Source organism: Mesorhizobium sp. WSM4904, assembly GCF_029674545.1.
GTDB lineage: Bacteria > Pseudomonadota > Alphaproteobacteria > Rhizobiales > Rhizobiaceae > Mesorhizobium.
The window spans coordinates 4,229,930-4,243,235 of record NZ_CP121354.1 but is presented as its reverse complement, the minus strand read 5'-3'; the positions used below and the strand labels follow the sequence as shown (position 1 = coordinate 4,243,235).

The window sequence follows — 13,306 nt, the reverse complement described above, 5'->3', positions numbered from 1 at the left end:
CCGTTTCAGATGAGGGACAACGTTACCACCACTTGTCCGGCTGGAACCTGCCCGCCGCCTGTTCGATGACATGCGCGGTCTGGAACAGCGTTTCCTCATCGAACGGCCGGCCGATGAGCTGCAGACCGAGCGGCAGGCCCTTGCCGTCGAGGCCAGCCGGCACCGAGATGCCTGGCAATCCGGCCATGTTCACCGTCACGGTGAAGATGTCGTTGAGATACATTTTCACCGGATCGGAATTCATGTCCTCGTCGGCAATACCGAAAGCGGCGGACGGCGTCGCCGGCGTCAGGATCACGTCGACGCCGGCGGCAAAGACGGTCTCGAAGTCGCGCTTGATCAGGGTGCGCACCTTCTGCGCCTGCAGGTAGTAGGCGTCGTAATAGCCGGCCGACAGCACATAGGTGCCGATCATGATGCGGCGCTTGACCTCGCGGCCGAAGCCGGCGGCGCGCGTCTTCTCGTACATGTCGACAATGTCCTTGCCGGGAACGCGCAACCCGTAGCGCACGCCGTCATAGCGGGCCAGGTTGGAAGAGGCCTCGGCGGGCGCCACGATGTAATAGGCCGGCAGCGCGTATTTGGTGTGCGGCAAAGAGATGTCGACGATCTCGGCGCCGGCGTCCTTCAGCCAGGCAATCCCCTTCTGCCACAGCGCCTCGATGTCTTCCGGCATGCCGTCGACGCGGTACTCCTTCGGGATGCCGACCTTCATGCCCTTGATCGGCTTGCCGATCACCGCTTCGTAATCCGGCACCGGCCGGTCGACCGACGTCGTGTCCTTCGGATCGGAAGAAGCCATCGACTTCAACAGGATCGCGGCGTCGCGCACGTCGCGGGCGATCGGCCCGGCCTGGTCGAGCGACGAAGCGAAGGCGACCACGCCCCAGCGCGAGCAGCGGCCATAGGTCGGCTTGATGCCGACCGTGCCCGTAAACGCCGCCGGCTGGCGGATCGAGCCGCCGGTGTCGGTCGCGGTGGCGCCGGCGCAGAGGAAGGCTGCGACGGCCGAGGCCGATCCGCCGGAGGAGCCACCCGGAACCAGCTGGGCGTTGTCCAGAGTGCGCTGGGTCTTCGCGCCTCCGGCCGAGACGAAGCCGCCGTCGCCCTGATGCGTCGTCGGCATCACCACCGTGTCGAGGCGCGCGCGCCGCCACGGGTTGATCACCGGGCCGTAATAGGAGGTTTCGTTGGAGGAGCCCATGGCGAACTCGTCCATGTTGAGCTTGCCGAGCATGACGGCGCCGTCGGCCCAGAGATTGGCCGTGACGGTCGATTCATAGCGCGGCTTGAAGCCGTCCAGCACATGGCTGCAGGCCTGGGTGTGGATGCCTTCGGTAGCGAACAGGTCCTTGATGCCGAGCGGAATGCCTTCGAGCGCCCCGCCCTCGCCCCGAGCCAGCTTGGCGTCGGACGCCTTGGCCATGTCGCGCGCCTTGTCGGCGGTTACCGCGATATAGGCATTGAGCAGTGGATTGGCGCGGTCGATCGCCGAAAGATAGGCTTCCGTGATCTCGGTAGCCGAAATCTCCTTGCCGCGCAGCTTGGCGCGGGCCTCGGAAATGGTGAGATGTGTGAGGTCGCTCATCAGGCAAGGCTCTTTTCGTAAAACACCGACCACATGGAGTCGGGATAATCCAGCACCGGGCCGCAACGCGAAAAACCGGCACGTTCATAGACGGTCCAGGCGGCAGGGTGGCGGTCGCCGGTTTCGAGAACCAGGCGCTTCAGCCCTTCCTGCCGTGCCAGCGCCTCGACCTGTTGGACGATTTGCGCGCCGATCTTCTGGCCGCGATGCGATGGCCGCGTATACATGCGCTTGACCTCGCCGGTCGCGTCGCCGTGGCGCTTCAGCGCGCCGCAGGCGACGGCAAGGCCGCCGTCGCGGGCGATGAACACGGTCGTATCTTCGCCGGCCATCTGCTCGACGCTCAGGTGGTAGCAATGTTCCGGCGGCGTCAGTTCGAGCAACGTCGCATTGAGTTCCGCCACCAGCGCGCGCACATCGTCCTGCAAGGGCGTCTCGACGGCGATCTCGATGGCCATCGTGCCCTACTCCACGACCTTGGGAACGAGGAAGAAATTCTCGTCCGTGGCCGGCGCGTTGGCGACGATGTCGGTCGCCTTGCTGCCGTCGGTGACGACGTCCTGGCGCTTCTTCATCTCCATCGGGGTGACCGAGGTCATCGGCTCGACGCCGGAGACATCGACCTCGTTCAGTTGCTCGACGAAGCCGAGGATGGCGTTCAGTTCGCCGGTCATGCGTTCGGCATCCTCCTCGCTCACCGCAATGCGGGCAAGGTGCGCGACGCGCTTAACGGTCTGAAGATCAACGGACATGTTTGTTGCCTCGGGAAAACCAGTGCGGGCTATAGCGGCGCGACGCTTGCGGCGCAACATCGATCATGCCGGGCGGACCGCATACGGATGCTTCGGGCGCCGCCAAAGGCAGCGCAACAGGGCGAAGCGTCTAGATCGTGATCGCTTTGCCTTTCTCCGGCAGCGCCACCTTGACGCCGGATCCTTCCATGCCGGCCACGAATTTGTCGGCGGTCTGGTCGATGATCGGGAACGTGCCGAAATGGCAGGGGACGACCGTGTCGAAGCTGAAAAAGCGGCGGCAGGCAAGGGCCGCCACGGCGCCGCCCATGGTGAAGCGGTCGCCTATGGGCACGATGCCGATCTTCGGCTCATGCAACTCGTTGATCAGCCCCATGTCGGAGAAGATGTCGGTGTCGCCCATGTGGTAGAGGGTCTTCTCCTCCGGGAAATGCAGCACCAGCCCGCCCGGATTGCCGAGATAGGTGTTGGTGCCGCCCTGCCCGCCGAAGGAGGAGGAGTGCAGCGCCTGGACGAAGGTGGTGGTGAAGGGACCGCAATCGACGGTGCCGCCGATATTGCCGGGGTTGATCTTCTTGTCGCTGACGCCCTGGCCGACGAGATACATGCAGACCTCGAAATTGGCGACCAGCATGGCGCCACTCTTGTTCAGCACCTCGATCGAACCGCTGACATGGTCGTTGTGGCCATGGGTAAGGAGAACATGCGTCACACCTTCCGCCGGGCCTTCCCAGCCGCCCGTCCACGAAGGATTGCCGACCAGATAGGGGTCGATGAGGATGGTGGCGTCCTTTGTCTCGATGCGGAATGCCGAATGGCCATACCAGGTGAGTTTCATGAATGCGTTCCTCGATTTTCCCGTTATCAAAGGATAGAACGCCGGCGGCAAATTGAAAGTCCAGCGGCCTGTCAAAAAGCCGCGCAGCGAAAGATCATGGAGGGCTGTTGAGCATCATCGGCATCGAGGAATTGCCGGCAAGGCTCGTGGGCGGCCGCACGCTCGCCGGCCTCGATCTCGGCGACAAGACGATCGGCCTGGCGGTGTCGGACCGCGGCCTGTCCTTTGCCCATCCGCGCCCGGTCATCCTGCGCAAGAAGTTCTCGATCGATGCCGCCCAGTTGCTGGCCCAGCTCGAGAAGGACAATGTCGGGGCGATCGTGCTCGGCCTTCCCGTCAACATGGACGGATCGGAAGGGCCGCGCGCGCAAAAGTCCCGCGCTTTCGCGCGCAACATGGCGCCCCTGTCCGACCTGCCCTTTGTGTTGTGGGACGAACGGCTTTCGACAGTCGCCGCGGAGCGGACGCTGATCGAGATGGATTTTTCGCGCAAGAAGCGCGCCGGCAAGATCGATTCGGCCGCGGCGGCCTTTATTCTGCAGGGAGCGTTGGACCGGCTTCAGTCGCTCCGCCGAGCCTCTCAGGACTGACCGGGCCTTCACGGCGCTGCCTGATCCATTCGAAGATCTGGCGCCGACGCCGAAAAGCCACCAGTCCGGCCAGCAGGAAACTGTCGAACACGCAGGCCCGCGCGACCATGCCCGGGATGATCGCCGGATCGATGCCCAGCATCTGGCCGTAGAGTTGGAAGACCAGGTCATGCAATTGGCGGCTGAGCATCACATAGCCGAAATTGATGTCGTTGAGCGACAGGAAGAACCAGCCCCAGAACAGGACCAGCGGAGCCGCCCAGAATGCGAACAGCGCGCGCATCAGCGGCGGCCTCCGGGTCTGGTTTCCGGTCGTGCGGAGATGCGGGAAAGCAGGGAGCTGTGCGCGGCGCCGGCTGCCATGCGATGGGCGGCCAGGCGGGCGTCGCTGTCATGCGAGGCGATGGCGGCTGCAAGCGTCGAGCGTCGCTCCGCGAGCACCGCGACATAGGAGGCAAGCAGCGCCGTCATCTGGATGGCGACCACCATGAACAGGCCGTTGATGCCTTGCGCGGCGCCGCCGACGAGGATGATCGAAAGCAGGAAAGAGGCGCCGATGAAGGCGATCCGCACCACCGCATCGCCGGTATCCGGCCTCGCCGCAATGTTGAGCAGCGTCTCGACAAAAGCCCAGCAGAACAGCAGCGCGACGATCAGCAGCGCGATCGAAAGCGGCGCCACGACGACGGCGTGTTCGAGCCCCGGGAAACGGCTGCTTTGCACCGACACGCCAAGCACGCCGAGCGCCGACGCGATGCCGCGGTCACCATCCACGCAGATGTAGGCCAGCAGGGCGAAAACGACCGCCCAGTGCAATGCCAGAAATGATGTCAAGACGTGCCGCATGCGCTTCCTGCCTGGCGGAGCACGGGAGTTCATGGTTAACATTTCCCTACTCCGGTGGACAGAGTGGGCTTTGCAAAGGCTCCCGGCAACGGAAACTATTTGTTAAGGTTAATGGCTATCCACAGCCCGGATGGGACCGCGTTTCGGGCTTGTTCAGGTCAGCGGCGGATAGAGCGTGTCGATGATCATGCGCGCGTCATGGCGCGAATCGAGCATGCCGTAGGTGGTGCGCCATTGGCCGCCGAGCCGCGTCTCGACGAAGGCGTCGGCAATCCGCCCTGCTCCCAGCCGGCGCAATTCCGCAGCTGCGGCCGACAGCGCGAGCTGCTCGGTGAGCAGGCGCGCCGAGCCCTGGTCGGTCGAAGCCACCTGCATTGCCGCCTTGAGCACGCCTATGGTGCCGCGGCCGCCTGTGCCGAGATCGCGATCGATGCCGGCCAGCACTTCCTCGAACAGGCCGGGCGCGCGCCCGAGCACGCGCAGCACGTCGAGCGCCATGACATTGCCGGACCCTTCCCAGATCGCGTTGACCGGGGCCTCGCGATAGTAGCGGGCGAGCGGCGCTTCCTCGACATAGCCGTTGCCGCCCAGGCACTCCATCGCCTCGTAAAGCAGCGCCGGCGCGATCTTGCAGACCCAGTATTTGACGACCGGCGTCATGGCGCGGGCAAAAGCCGCCTCGCCGCGATCGCTCGCGGCCTCGTCGAAGGAGCGCGCCAGCCGAAACGACAGCGCCGTCGCGGCGGCGACGTCGAGCGCCATGTCGGCCAGCACCCGCTGCATCAGCGGCTGGTCGATCAGATTGGTGCCGAACACTTGGCGATGGCGGGTGTGGTGAACGGCTTCCGCCAGCCCTGCCCGCATGACCGCAGAAGACGCGACCGCACAATCGAGCCGGGTCAGCGTGACCATGTCCATGATCGTCTTTATGCCGGCGCCCGGTTCTCCGACCATCTCGCCGATAGCGTTGACGAATTCCACTTCCGACGAGGCGTTAGAGCGGTTGCCGAGCTTGTCCTTCAGGCGCTGGAAGCGAAAACCATTGCCGGAACCATCGCCCAGAATGCGTGGAACGAGGAAGCAGGACAGGCCTTCCGGTGCCTGGGCAAGCGCCAGGAAGGCGTCGGACATCGGCGCCGACATGAACCATTTATGGCCGGTGAGCCGATAGAAGCCGTTTCCCGCGCGCTCGGCTTTTGTGATGTTGGCCCGCACGTCGGTGCCGCCCTGCTTCTCGGTCATGCCCATGCCGAGCGTCAGTCCGGTCTTTTGCACCGGCGGCTTCTGGCTCTGGTCGTATTTGCGCGTCGTCACGCGCGGCGCCCACTCGCGGAACAGTTTTGGGCTTGCCATCAGCGCCGCCAGCGAAGCGCTGGTCATGGTGATGGGGCAAAGATGCCCGGTTTCGAGCTCCGCGGTCAGGTAGAAGCGCGCCGCCCTCACCTGGTGCCGGCGCCCTATCTCGGCATCGCCGTTTTCCCAGACCGAGGAATGCAGGCCGCCGGCGATGGAACGGCGCATCAAAGCGTGATAGGCCGGATGGAATTCGACCAGATCGATGCGCCGGCCCTGGCGGTCATGCGTCTTGAGTTTCGGCGTGTCGGTGTTGGCGAGGCGTGCAAGCTCCTGCGCCTCCTGCGTCATGACGAACCGGCCGAGAGCGTCGAGGTCCTTGCGCACCGGATCGGAAAAACGCTCGGCAAGCTGGATGAGCAACGGATCGCCCCGCCATGCATTGCCGCCCGTCAATGGCGGCGGCTGGTTGATCACCTCGTCGGTCACGCCCAATCCTTCAGTTGGCAGAGAGGTCCTTACCATCTCAAGGCCGCGGTCGCGAATCCGAAGCCACTGGGCCTTATAGCCCAAGCAATGCAAGGCGCGCGACGAAAATACCGGGGAGAACGCCCGCAATCCAAAGCTGGCGCTTGCGGCTGGCCGGGCCGCACCCTATAGCAGCGCCTTGAGATGACCGACGCTTCGTCCCTGCCGCTTTTTCCTCACCGCCATCTTCTGGGCATCCGCGATCTTTCTCCCGCTGATATCGAGCTGCTGCTCGATCGCGCCGACCAGGCCGTGGCGATCTCGCGACAACCGGAAAAGAAGACCTCGACCCTGCGCGGCCGCACCCAGATCAACCTCTTCTACGAGGCCTCGACCCGCACGCAGTCGTCCTTCGAGCTCGCGGGAAAAAGGCTTGGCGCCGACGTCATGAACATGTCAGTGGCGAGCTCTTCGGTGAAGAAGGGCGAGACACTGATCGATACGGCGATGACGCTCAACGCCATGCGGCCCGACATCCTGATCATTCGGCATCAGTCGGCGGGTGCTGCAGCACTTCTGGCGCAAAAAGTCGGCTGCTCGGTGGTCAATGCCGGCGATGGCGCGCATGAACATCCGACGCAGGCGCTGCTCGACGCGCTGACGATCCGCCGCGCCAAGGGACCGCTGTCGAAGCTGATCGTGGCGATTTGCGGCGACATCCTCCATTCCCGCGTCGCCCGTTCCAACATCATGCTCTTGAACGCGCTCGGCGCGCAGGTGCGGGTCGTCGCGCCCTCGACGCTGCTGCCGGCGGGCATCGAGCGGATGGGCGTGATCGTGTCGCGCTCGATGGCCGAAGGGCTGAAGGGCGCCGACGTGGTGATGATGCTGCGCCTGCAGCGCGAGCGCATGGAAGGCGCCTTCGTGCCTTCGATCCGCGAATATTTCCGTTATTTCGGCCTCGACGCCGAGAAGTTGAAGGCGGCCAAGGAGGATGCGCTGGTCATGCATCCAGGACCGATGAACAGAGGCGTCGAGATCGCCTCGGAGATCGCCGACGGACCGCAGAGCGTCATCCAGGAACAGGTCGAGATGGGTGTCGCCGTTCGCATGGCGGTGATGGAAGCGCTGCTCGATCCCCGCCGCAACTATGAGAGCCGCAACCATGAGGGGCGCGGCGCATGAGCGTGACGGTCTTCAGCAAGGCGCATATCGTCGATCCCTCGCGCGGCGTCGATGAGATCGGCACCGTCGTCGTCGATGGCCGCAAGATCGCGGCCGCCGGCAAGGCGGCGCTGAACCAGGGCGCGCCCGAAGGCGCCGTTGTCATCGACTGCGCCGGCAGGACGATCATTCCTGGCCTTGTCGATGCGCGCGTCTTCATCGGCGAACCCGGCGGCGAGCATCGCGAGACGATTGCCTCGGCAAGTATCGCGGCGGCCGCCGGTGGCGTCACCTCGGTTGTCATGATGCCCGACACCAACCCGGTGATCGACAATGTGGCGCTGGTCGAGTTCGTGCTGCGCACGGCAAGGGATACGGCAAGCGTCAACATCTTCCCGGCAGCAGCGATCACCAAGGGTCTGGAAGGCCGCGAGATGACCGAATTCGGCCTGCTGCGCGAAGCCGGCGCCGTCGCCTTCACCGACGGCCGCCACACGATCCCCAGCGCGCTGGTGATGCGCCGGGCGCTGACCTATGCGCGTGATTTCGGCGGCGTGATCGCGCATGAGACGCAGGATGCCGACCTCGCCTCGTCCGGCGTGATGAACGAAGGCCTCTATGCGAGCTGGCTCGGCCTTTCCGGCATTCCGCGCGAGGCAGAGCTGATCCCGCTGGAGCGCGACCTGGCTCTGGCGCGGCTGACGGGCGGCGCCTATCACGCCGCCAAGATCTCGACGGCGATGGCGGCTGGAGCCGTGCGCCGGGCAAAGGCGGACGGCGCCAATGTCACGGCCGGCGTCGCCATCCACAATCTGTCGCTCAACGAGAACGACGTCGGCGAATACCGCACCTTCTTCCGACTGACTCCGCCATTGCGCGCCGAGGACGATCGCCTGGCGATGATCGAGGCGATCAAGGACGGCACCATCGACATCATCGTCTCCTCGCATGATCCGCAGGATGTCGACACCAAGCGCCTGCCCTTTGCCGATGCCGCCGCCGGCGCGATCGGGCTCGAGACGCTGCTTGGCGCGGCACTTCGGCTCTACCACAATGGCGACGTGCCGCTGCTGCGGCTGGTCGAGACGCTTTCGACCGCACCCGCAAAGCTGTTCGGCCTGCCCGGCGGGACGCTGAAGCCGGGTGCTGCGGCCGATCTCGCCGTCGTCGATCTCGACGAGCCCTGGATCGTCAGTGAAGGCGGCCTGCGCTCGCGCTCCAAGAACACCTGCTTCGAGAGCGCGCGTCTGCAGGGCAAGGTCTTGCAAACCATGGTGGCGGGCCGCACAGTGTTTTCGGCCTGAGCGTTCGGTCGACAGCGCCGGAAGCACGGTTCGACTGACAGAAATAAGCGGGGGAACAATGGGTTACGGGCTCGCACTGATCTTCGGCTACCTGCTCGGCTCGATCCCGTTTGGGCTCTTGATCACCCGCGCGGCCGGTCTCGGCGACGTGCGCCGGATCGGCTCCGGCAATATCGGCGCGACCAATGTGCTGCGCACCGGCAACAAGGGCCTTGCCGCCGCCACGCTGCTGCTTGACGCGCTGAAGGGCACCGCGGCGGTGCTCATTGCCGGCCGCTTCGCGCCGGAGCTGGCGCTCGCGGCCGGTTTCGGCGCCTTCCTCGGGCATCTCTTTCCGGTCTGGCTCGGCTTCAAGGGCGGCAAGGGCGTCGCCACCTATCTCGGTGTGCTGCTCGGTCTTGCCTGGCAGGGCATGCTCGTCTTCGCCGTCGTCTGGCTCGCCATGGCCTTCCTGTTCCGCTACTCCTCCCTGGCCGCGCTGGCGGCGGCCGTGGTGGTGCCGATCGCGCTTTACTTCATCAGCACGCCCCAGATTGCCGGCCTGTTCGCGGTGATGAGCCTGATCGTCTTCATCAAGCATCGCGCCAACATATCGCGGCTCGTCGCCGGCACCGAGGGCAAGATCGGGGCGAAGGGATGAGCGCGCCCGCCGCTGGCCCGCGCCTCAGCGACCGGCAGCGGCTGAGCTGGCTTCGCCTGATCCGCACGCCGAATGTCGGCCCCGCATCTTTTCGTGAATTGATCAACCGCTTCGGCTCGGCCGAGGCCGCGCTCGAAATGCTGCCAGAGCTGATGATTTCGGGCGGTGCTAACCGCATCGTCCGCATTCCGACGGCCACTGAAGCCGAAGCGGAGCTGGAAGCGGCCCGGCGCGCCGGCGCTCGCTTCGTCGGCATCGGCGAGGCCGACTACCCGTCCATGCTGAAGACCATGGACAACCCGCCGCCGCTCCTGGCGATGAAGGGCGAAGGCGCGGTGTTCCGTCTGCCGGCGGTGGCGATCGTCGGCGCCCGCAACGCCTCGCTCGCCGGCATCAAGATGGCGCGCATGCTGGCGGCGGATCTCGGCCGCGACGGTTACGCCATCGTGTCGGGCTTGGCGCGCGGCATCGACACTGCAGCGCATCAGGGCAGTCTCTCGACCGGCACCGTCGGCGTGCTCGCCGGCGGGCTCGATGTGCCCTACCCGCCCGAAAATGCCGGCCTGTGCGAAGACATAACCGAGCGCGGCGGTGCCATCGTTTCGGAAATGCCGTTCGGCTGGCAGCCGCGCGCGCAGGATTTTCCGCGCCGCAATCGCATCGTCGCCGGCATGGCGCTCGGACTGGTCGTGGTCGAGGCGGCACAGCGCTCCGGCTCGCTGATCAGCGCCCGCCTCGCCAACGAGATGGGCCGGCTGGTTTTCGCCGTGCCGGGCTCGCCGCTCGACCCGCGCGCCGCCGGCAGCAATGCCCTGCTCAAGGACGGCGCCACGCTCGTCACCGAGGCTGCCGACATTCTCGGCGCGCTGGCGCCTCTTGCCGGAGTTCGCGTATCCCGGCCGGCCCCGCTCGCCGAGGCGCCCGACCTGTCGGCAATGCCGCCGCCCGGCGAGAACGACCGCGCCGACGTGCTGGAAGCGCTCGGGCCCACGCCGGTCGGGGTGGACGAGATCATCCGCCACACGGGGCTCAGTGCGGCGCAGATCGCCATGGTGCTGCTGGAGCTCGACCTTGCCGGCCGGCTCGAGCGCCATGCCGGCGGAAACGTCTCGCTGGTTTTCGGACGTTCCTGAATCGCTCCAGAGCAATTCCAGGAAAAGTGTGTAACGGTTTTCCGTCCGGAATTGCGTAAAGACAAATAGCTAGAGCAGTTCAGCGTTTTCATGAAACGATGAACTGCTCTAGCGGAACAGATACTTGGATACTTCCGGATTGCCGCGGCGCCACATCACATTGTCCAGGAAATAGTGGTGCACGTTGATGAAGATCAGGACGATGAAGAAGAACAGCGAGGAGCCGAGGACTTGCTGGTCGTAGGGGATCAACGCAGTCAGCGCGAATGGGATCAGCCAAAAACCGAGATATCCCAGCGCCCCGCCCCCGACGATAAACCCCAGCACCCGCAGCCTGTAGAGCGGCCCGACAAGGGAGAGTATCTTCGGTTCCGGATTTCTTGCGGCATCCGCGACGTCGCGCTCGACATTGGTCTGGTAACGCCAGACCACGGTCAGATATTGCAGCGAATGGAGCGCCGGCACCACCAGCAGCCAGAGCGGGTTAATTCTGGCAATCAGGATCCACAGATAGAGCGACGCGGCATAGGCCACGATGCCGTTATACGGCAGCGTGCGGCCGTTTTTTCGCCAGCGGTTGACCAGCATCAGAATCGTGGCCGCCGTGGACGCGACGGCCGCCAAAAGAGCGACGTTGGCGATCCATGAAGGAGCGGCGAATGTGTAATATTGCAGGCCGTAGTAGTTCCCTTGGGTGACTGCAGTGTTCGTCTGCAGCCACGCCAGGATCCACACGGCATAGCTGTTGACCAGCAGCACCTTTTTGTCGCGGTTGTCGAAGAACTTGCGCTTGAGCACGGCGTCCACCATCAGCATGCCGTAGCCTTGCTTGACGTAATGCCAGCCCACGAAGAAGAACATCGCATTGGCCGCATAGCCGAGCAAACGCGTGTTCGCCGTCGCCGCGCCATAGGCAAAGAATGCGCCCATGATCACGGGAACGACGATGCCCGCGAAAATGTAGCGAAGCTGCAGGCTCCTGTCGTAGCCGTTCCCGCTCACCTTGCGCCCGAAATTGCGGTAGAAAATCTGGTACGAGTGAGCGAAGTGGGGATAGTTCACAAGATAGGCCACGACGACCATCGTTGCGGCGACCAGGCCTTCGTATTCGAGCGGCACCAGGAACAGGATTGGCAGGATCAGAAACGCGCTGCCTCCGAGCATGAGGAAGTCGGCGACGGGGCCGAAGAGATATTTGCCAGGCGTCGCCACTTTGGCGGCTGAAGCATCTACCGAAAGGTCAAGTGCCATCTTGGAGCCTCCCTCGGGAAAGCCGACTTTAGCCATCACCCGGTTTGGCGACAAGGTTGGGCTCCTTCTGCGCTTGCCGATCACCTCCAAGCCTTCATCGCTATCAGAACGGAAAAGACCAAAATTGCTGTTAGGGTCAGCGCCCATATCACCGCATTGCGAGAAAGGCGCTACCGGTGGCCTCGCGCTACACGCTTGCGCCACTGTCCAGAACGAGCGTCGTAACGCCACTTGTCCAAGCCCTTTCTCCGACAGGCTCCGATCCTGAGACTCTACGCTTCACTGCGTCAGCGTAGCTGTGTGCGTTTCGGCGCCTGCAGCTCACGCCCCATCTTCGCCGCCTGAAAGATCGTCATCAAAACCAGGATCGGCTCGCCGTCGGCGGGGTTGACCGTCAAGGCCACACGACCAAGCTCATCGCTCATGGCGCAGCTCCAGTCCTTGACTGCGATCACCTTTTTCTCGGACAATTTCGCCCTCCCCTTGGACGCCCTTGAGCCTGTCCGCAACCCAGCTTGCGCAGATCGAGGAGCCCCGGCAGTGCCCTTCAATGTGGATGATCCAGCAGCCTGGTCGCGACGGTTTCGCGGCGATGTTCGGAATTGGCGCGATCGATGCCTTCCACGGTGATCGCGAACATGCCGTTCTCGATCCTGGCTATCCAGCCCTTTGCTTTCAGATACCAGAGATGAAACTCCAGATGTTCTCGCGGGCAGCCCGACAAGCGTTCGAGCTCTTCATCGCCAATGCCGGGATTGTTGACGTCCTGTCGGCGTTTTACGTAGAGAAGCGACAGCAGTTTTGCCTGAATGACAGCGTCCCGCTCAATCCCCTTGGTGTCGCTGGCCTCCTCAGTCAGTTCACGGTGAAGGCTTAGACGGTCTTTATACTGGACATCGTATTGGGCGCGCTTGACCGGATCCTTGAGCGTATTGTGGGCTTCGACGATTTCGCTGAAGCGTGATTCATCGCCGGTTTCCCGATTGTCGGGATGATAGCGCATGGCAAAATAACGAAATATCCGTTCAATCGTTTCCGAATTCGCGTTCGGGCTGATTTCCAGAAGTTCGTAATAGTCGATGAACATAGTGGTGCTTTCCACAGAATCGGCATTGCGAACACCACACCCCGACGACAGCATCGCGCAACCGTTCTGCCCACGCAAGCCGCCTTCCCCGCGTCTGCCGGCCCGGCACATTCATCTTCAGCCATGGGCGGGAGCTGGGGTACATCCGTCGGCCATCACCGGCTGCCGAAGGCGATCGACTTGCCGGCGACGATGCTGGTGGGCTGGAGGAGGAGCCACGCTACGAGGATGTAAGTGATCATGCGGCGCGCCTCGGTTCGGCATGGATGCTAGATCAAAAGCCCGGCTTGCTTTGGGGTGGATTGAGGTTCGCAAGCCGGGCTGTACGCCGACTGATGGGCGGGGGGCTTGG

General features: G+C 64.1%; 15 protein-coding genes. 5 read left to right on the top strand and 10 right to left on the bottom strand.

The window, feature by feature from the left end; genetic code table 11:
* Positions 1-22 precede the first annotated feature (22 nt).
* The 4 genes from QAZ47_RS20320 to QAZ47_RS20305 form a co-directional block, all read right to left on the bottom strand.
* Positions 23-1,588, bottom strand: a complete 1,566-nt coding sequence (locus tag QAZ47_RS20320; protein WP_278202521.1) for an amidase family protein — start codon at positions 1,586-1,588, stop codon at positions 23-25.
* Positions 1,588-2,046, bottom strand: a complete 459-nt coding sequence (locus QAZ47_RS20315; protein ID WP_278202520.1) for a GNAT family N-acetyltransferase — start codon at positions 2,044-2,046, stop codon at positions 1,588-1,590. The genes QAZ47_RS20320 and QAZ47_RS20315 overlap by 1 nt, the downstream gene beginning before the upstream one ends.
* A 6-nt stretch (positions 2,047-2,052) precedes the next feature.
* Positions 2,053-2,340, bottom strand: a complete 288-nt coding sequence (gene gatC, locus QAZ47_RS20310; protein WP_006202114.1) for an Asp-tRNA(Asn)/Glu-tRNA(Gln) amidotransferase subunit GatC — start codon at positions 2,338-2,340, stop codon at positions 2,053-2,055.
* A 130-nt stretch (positions 2,341-2,470) separates the two neighbouring features.
* Complete coding sequence (locus tag QAZ47_RS20305) at positions 2,471-3,178, bottom strand: metal-dependent hydrolase (protein WP_278202519.1); 708 nt, start codon at positions 3,176-3,178, stop codon at positions 2,471-2,473.
* 107 nt (positions 3,179-3,285) lie between these two features.
* On the opposite strand from QAZ47_RS20305, the gene ruvX reads away from it, so the two are divergent.
* Positions 3,286-3,768, top strand: coding sequence for a Holliday junction resolvase RuvX (gene ruvX / locus QAZ47_RS20300; protein ID WP_278202518.1), 483 nt, complete (start codon positions 3,286-3,288; stop codon positions 3,766-3,768).
* On the opposite strand, the gene QAZ47_RS20295 is transcribed toward ruvX, so the two are convergent.
* The 3 genes from QAZ47_RS20295 to QAZ47_RS20285 all read right to left on the bottom strand — a co-directional run bounded on the left by QAZ47_RS20295 (position 3,710) and on the right by QAZ47_RS20285 (position 6,396).
* Positions 3,710-4,051, bottom strand: a complete 342-nt coding sequence (locus QAZ47_RS20295) for a DUF6105 family protein (RefSeq protein ID WP_278202517.1) — start codon at positions 4,049-4,051, stop codon at positions 3,710-3,712. The two genes, ruvX and QAZ47_RS20295, sit on opposite strands and share 59 nt — an antisense overlap.
* Positions 4,051-4,614, bottom strand: a complete 564-nt coding sequence (locus QAZ47_RS20290) for a hypothetical protein (protein WP_278233832.1) — start codon at positions 4,612-4,614, stop codon at positions 4,051-4,053. The genes QAZ47_RS20295 and QAZ47_RS20290 overlap by 1 nt, the downstream gene beginning before the upstream one ends.
* 153 nt (positions 4,615-4,767) lie before the next feature.
* Entirely contained in the window at positions 4,768-6,396 is a 1,629-nt protein-coding gene (locus QAZ47_RS20285; protein ID WP_278202515.1) for a DNA alkylation response protein, read from the bottom strand.
* Between the two features lie 183 nt (positions 6,397-6,579).
* Between QAZ47_RS20285 and QAZ47_RS20280 the strand changes: the two genes are divergently transcribed.
* From QAZ47_RS20280 to dprA, 4 genes are read left to right on the top strand one after another with little or no spacing between them, the layout of a single operon-like run.
* Positions 6,580-7,560: an aspartate carbamoyltransferase catalytic subunit gene (locus QAZ47_RS20280; protein WP_278230520.1), complete on the top strand. Its 981-nt coding sequence runs from the start codon at positions 6,580-6,582 to the stop codon at positions 7,558-7,560.
* Positions 7,557-8,843, top strand: coding sequence for a dihydroorotase (locus tag QAZ47_RS20275; RefSeq protein ID WP_278230519.1), 1,287 nt, complete (start codon positions 7,557-7,559; stop codon positions 8,841-8,843). Before QAZ47_RS20280 ends, QAZ47_RS20275 begins: the two co-directional genes overlap by 4 nt.
* Before the next feature lie 58 nt (positions 8,844-8,901).
* The gene (gene plsY, locus QAZ47_RS20270; RefSeq protein WP_278230518.1) at positions 8,902-9,483 is read left to right on the top strand and encodes a glycerol-3-phosphate 1-O-acyltransferase PlsY; all 582 of its coding nucleotides are present in this window, start codon (positions 8,902-8,904) and stop codon (positions 9,481-9,483) included.
* Positions 9,480-10,616, top strand: coding sequence for a DNA-processing protein DprA (gene dprA, locus QAZ47_RS20265; RefSeq protein ID WP_278230517.1), 1,137 nt, complete (start codon positions 9,480-9,482; stop codon positions 10,614-10,616). Before plsY ends, dprA begins: the two co-directional genes overlap by 4 nt.
* A gap of 108 nt (positions 10,617-10,724) precedes the next feature.
* Here dprA and QAZ47_RS20260 read toward each other — a convergent pair whose 3' ends face one another.
* The 3 genes from QAZ47_RS20260 to QAZ47_RS20250 form a co-directional block, all read right to left on the bottom strand.
* Positions 10,725-11,951 carry a hypothetical protein gene (locus QAZ47_RS20260; RefSeq protein WP_278233831.1) on the bottom strand — a complete coding sequence of 409 codons (1,227 nt, stop codon included), beginning with the start codon at positions 11,949-11,951 and terminating at the stop codon, positions 10,725-10,727.
* Between the two features lie 203 nt (positions 11,952-12,154).
* Positions 12,155-12,337: a hypothetical protein gene (locus QAZ47_RS20255; protein WP_278230516.1), complete on the bottom strand. Its 183-nt coding sequence runs from the start codon at positions 12,335-12,337 to the stop codon at positions 12,155-12,157.
* A gap of 77 nt (positions 12,338-12,414) precedes the next feature.
* Complete coding sequence (locus QAZ47_RS20250; RefSeq protein WP_278074213.1) at positions 12,415-12,954, bottom strand: J domain-containing protein; 540 nt, start codon at positions 12,952-12,954, stop codon at positions 12,415-12,417.
* Positions 12,955-13,306 lie beyond the last annotated feature (352 nt).

What these genes read in the sequence shown, in the direction of transcription:
- QAZ47_RS20320 (WP_278202521.1), bottom strand. Translation starts at nt 1,588, where the DNA reads ATGAGCGACCTCACACATCTCACCATTTCCGAGGCCCGCGCCAAGCTG.
- QAZ47_RS20315 (WP_278202520.1), bottom strand. Translation starts at nt 2,046, where the DNA reads ATGGCCATCGAGATCGCCGTCGAGACGCCCTTGCAGGACGATGTGCGC.
- gatC (WP_006202114.1), bottom strand. Translation starts at nt 2,340, where the DNA reads ATGTCCGTTGATCTTCAGACCGTTAAGCGCGTCGCGCACCTTGCCCGC.
- QAZ47_RS20305 (WP_278202519.1), bottom strand. Translation starts at nt 3,178, where the DNA reads ATGAAACTCACCTGGTATGGCCATTCGGCATTCCGCATCGAGACAAAG.
- QAZ47_RS20295 (WP_278202517.1), bottom strand. Translation starts at nt 4,051, where the DNA reads ATGCGCGCGCTGTTCGCATTCTGGGCGGCTCCGCTGGTCCTGTTCTGG.
- QAZ47_RS20290 (WP_278233832.1), bottom strand. Translation starts at nt 4,614, where the DNA reads ATGCGGCACGTCTTGACATCATTTCTGGCATTGCACTGGGCGGTCGTT.
- QAZ47_RS20280 (WP_278230520.1), top strand. Translation starts at nt 6,580, where the DNA reads ATGACCGACGCTTCGTCCCTGCCGCTTTTTCCTCACCGCCATCTTCTG.
- QAZ47_RS20275 (WP_278230519.1), top strand. Translation starts at nt 7,557, where the DNA reads ATGAGCGTGACGGTCTTCAGCAAGGCGCATATCGTCGATCCCTCGCGC.
- plsY (WP_278230518.1), top strand. Translation starts at nt 8,902, where the DNA reads ATGGGTTACGGGCTCGCACTGATCTTCGGCTACCTGCTCGGCTCGATC.
- dprA (WP_278230517.1), top strand. Translation starts at nt 9,480, where the DNA reads ATGAGCGCGCCCGCCGCTGGCCCGCGCCTCAGCGACCGGCAGCGGCTG.
- QAZ47_RS20250 (WP_278074213.1), bottom strand. Translation starts at nt 12,954, where the DNA reads ATGTTCATCGACTATTACGAACTTCTGGAAATCAGCCCGAACGCGAAT.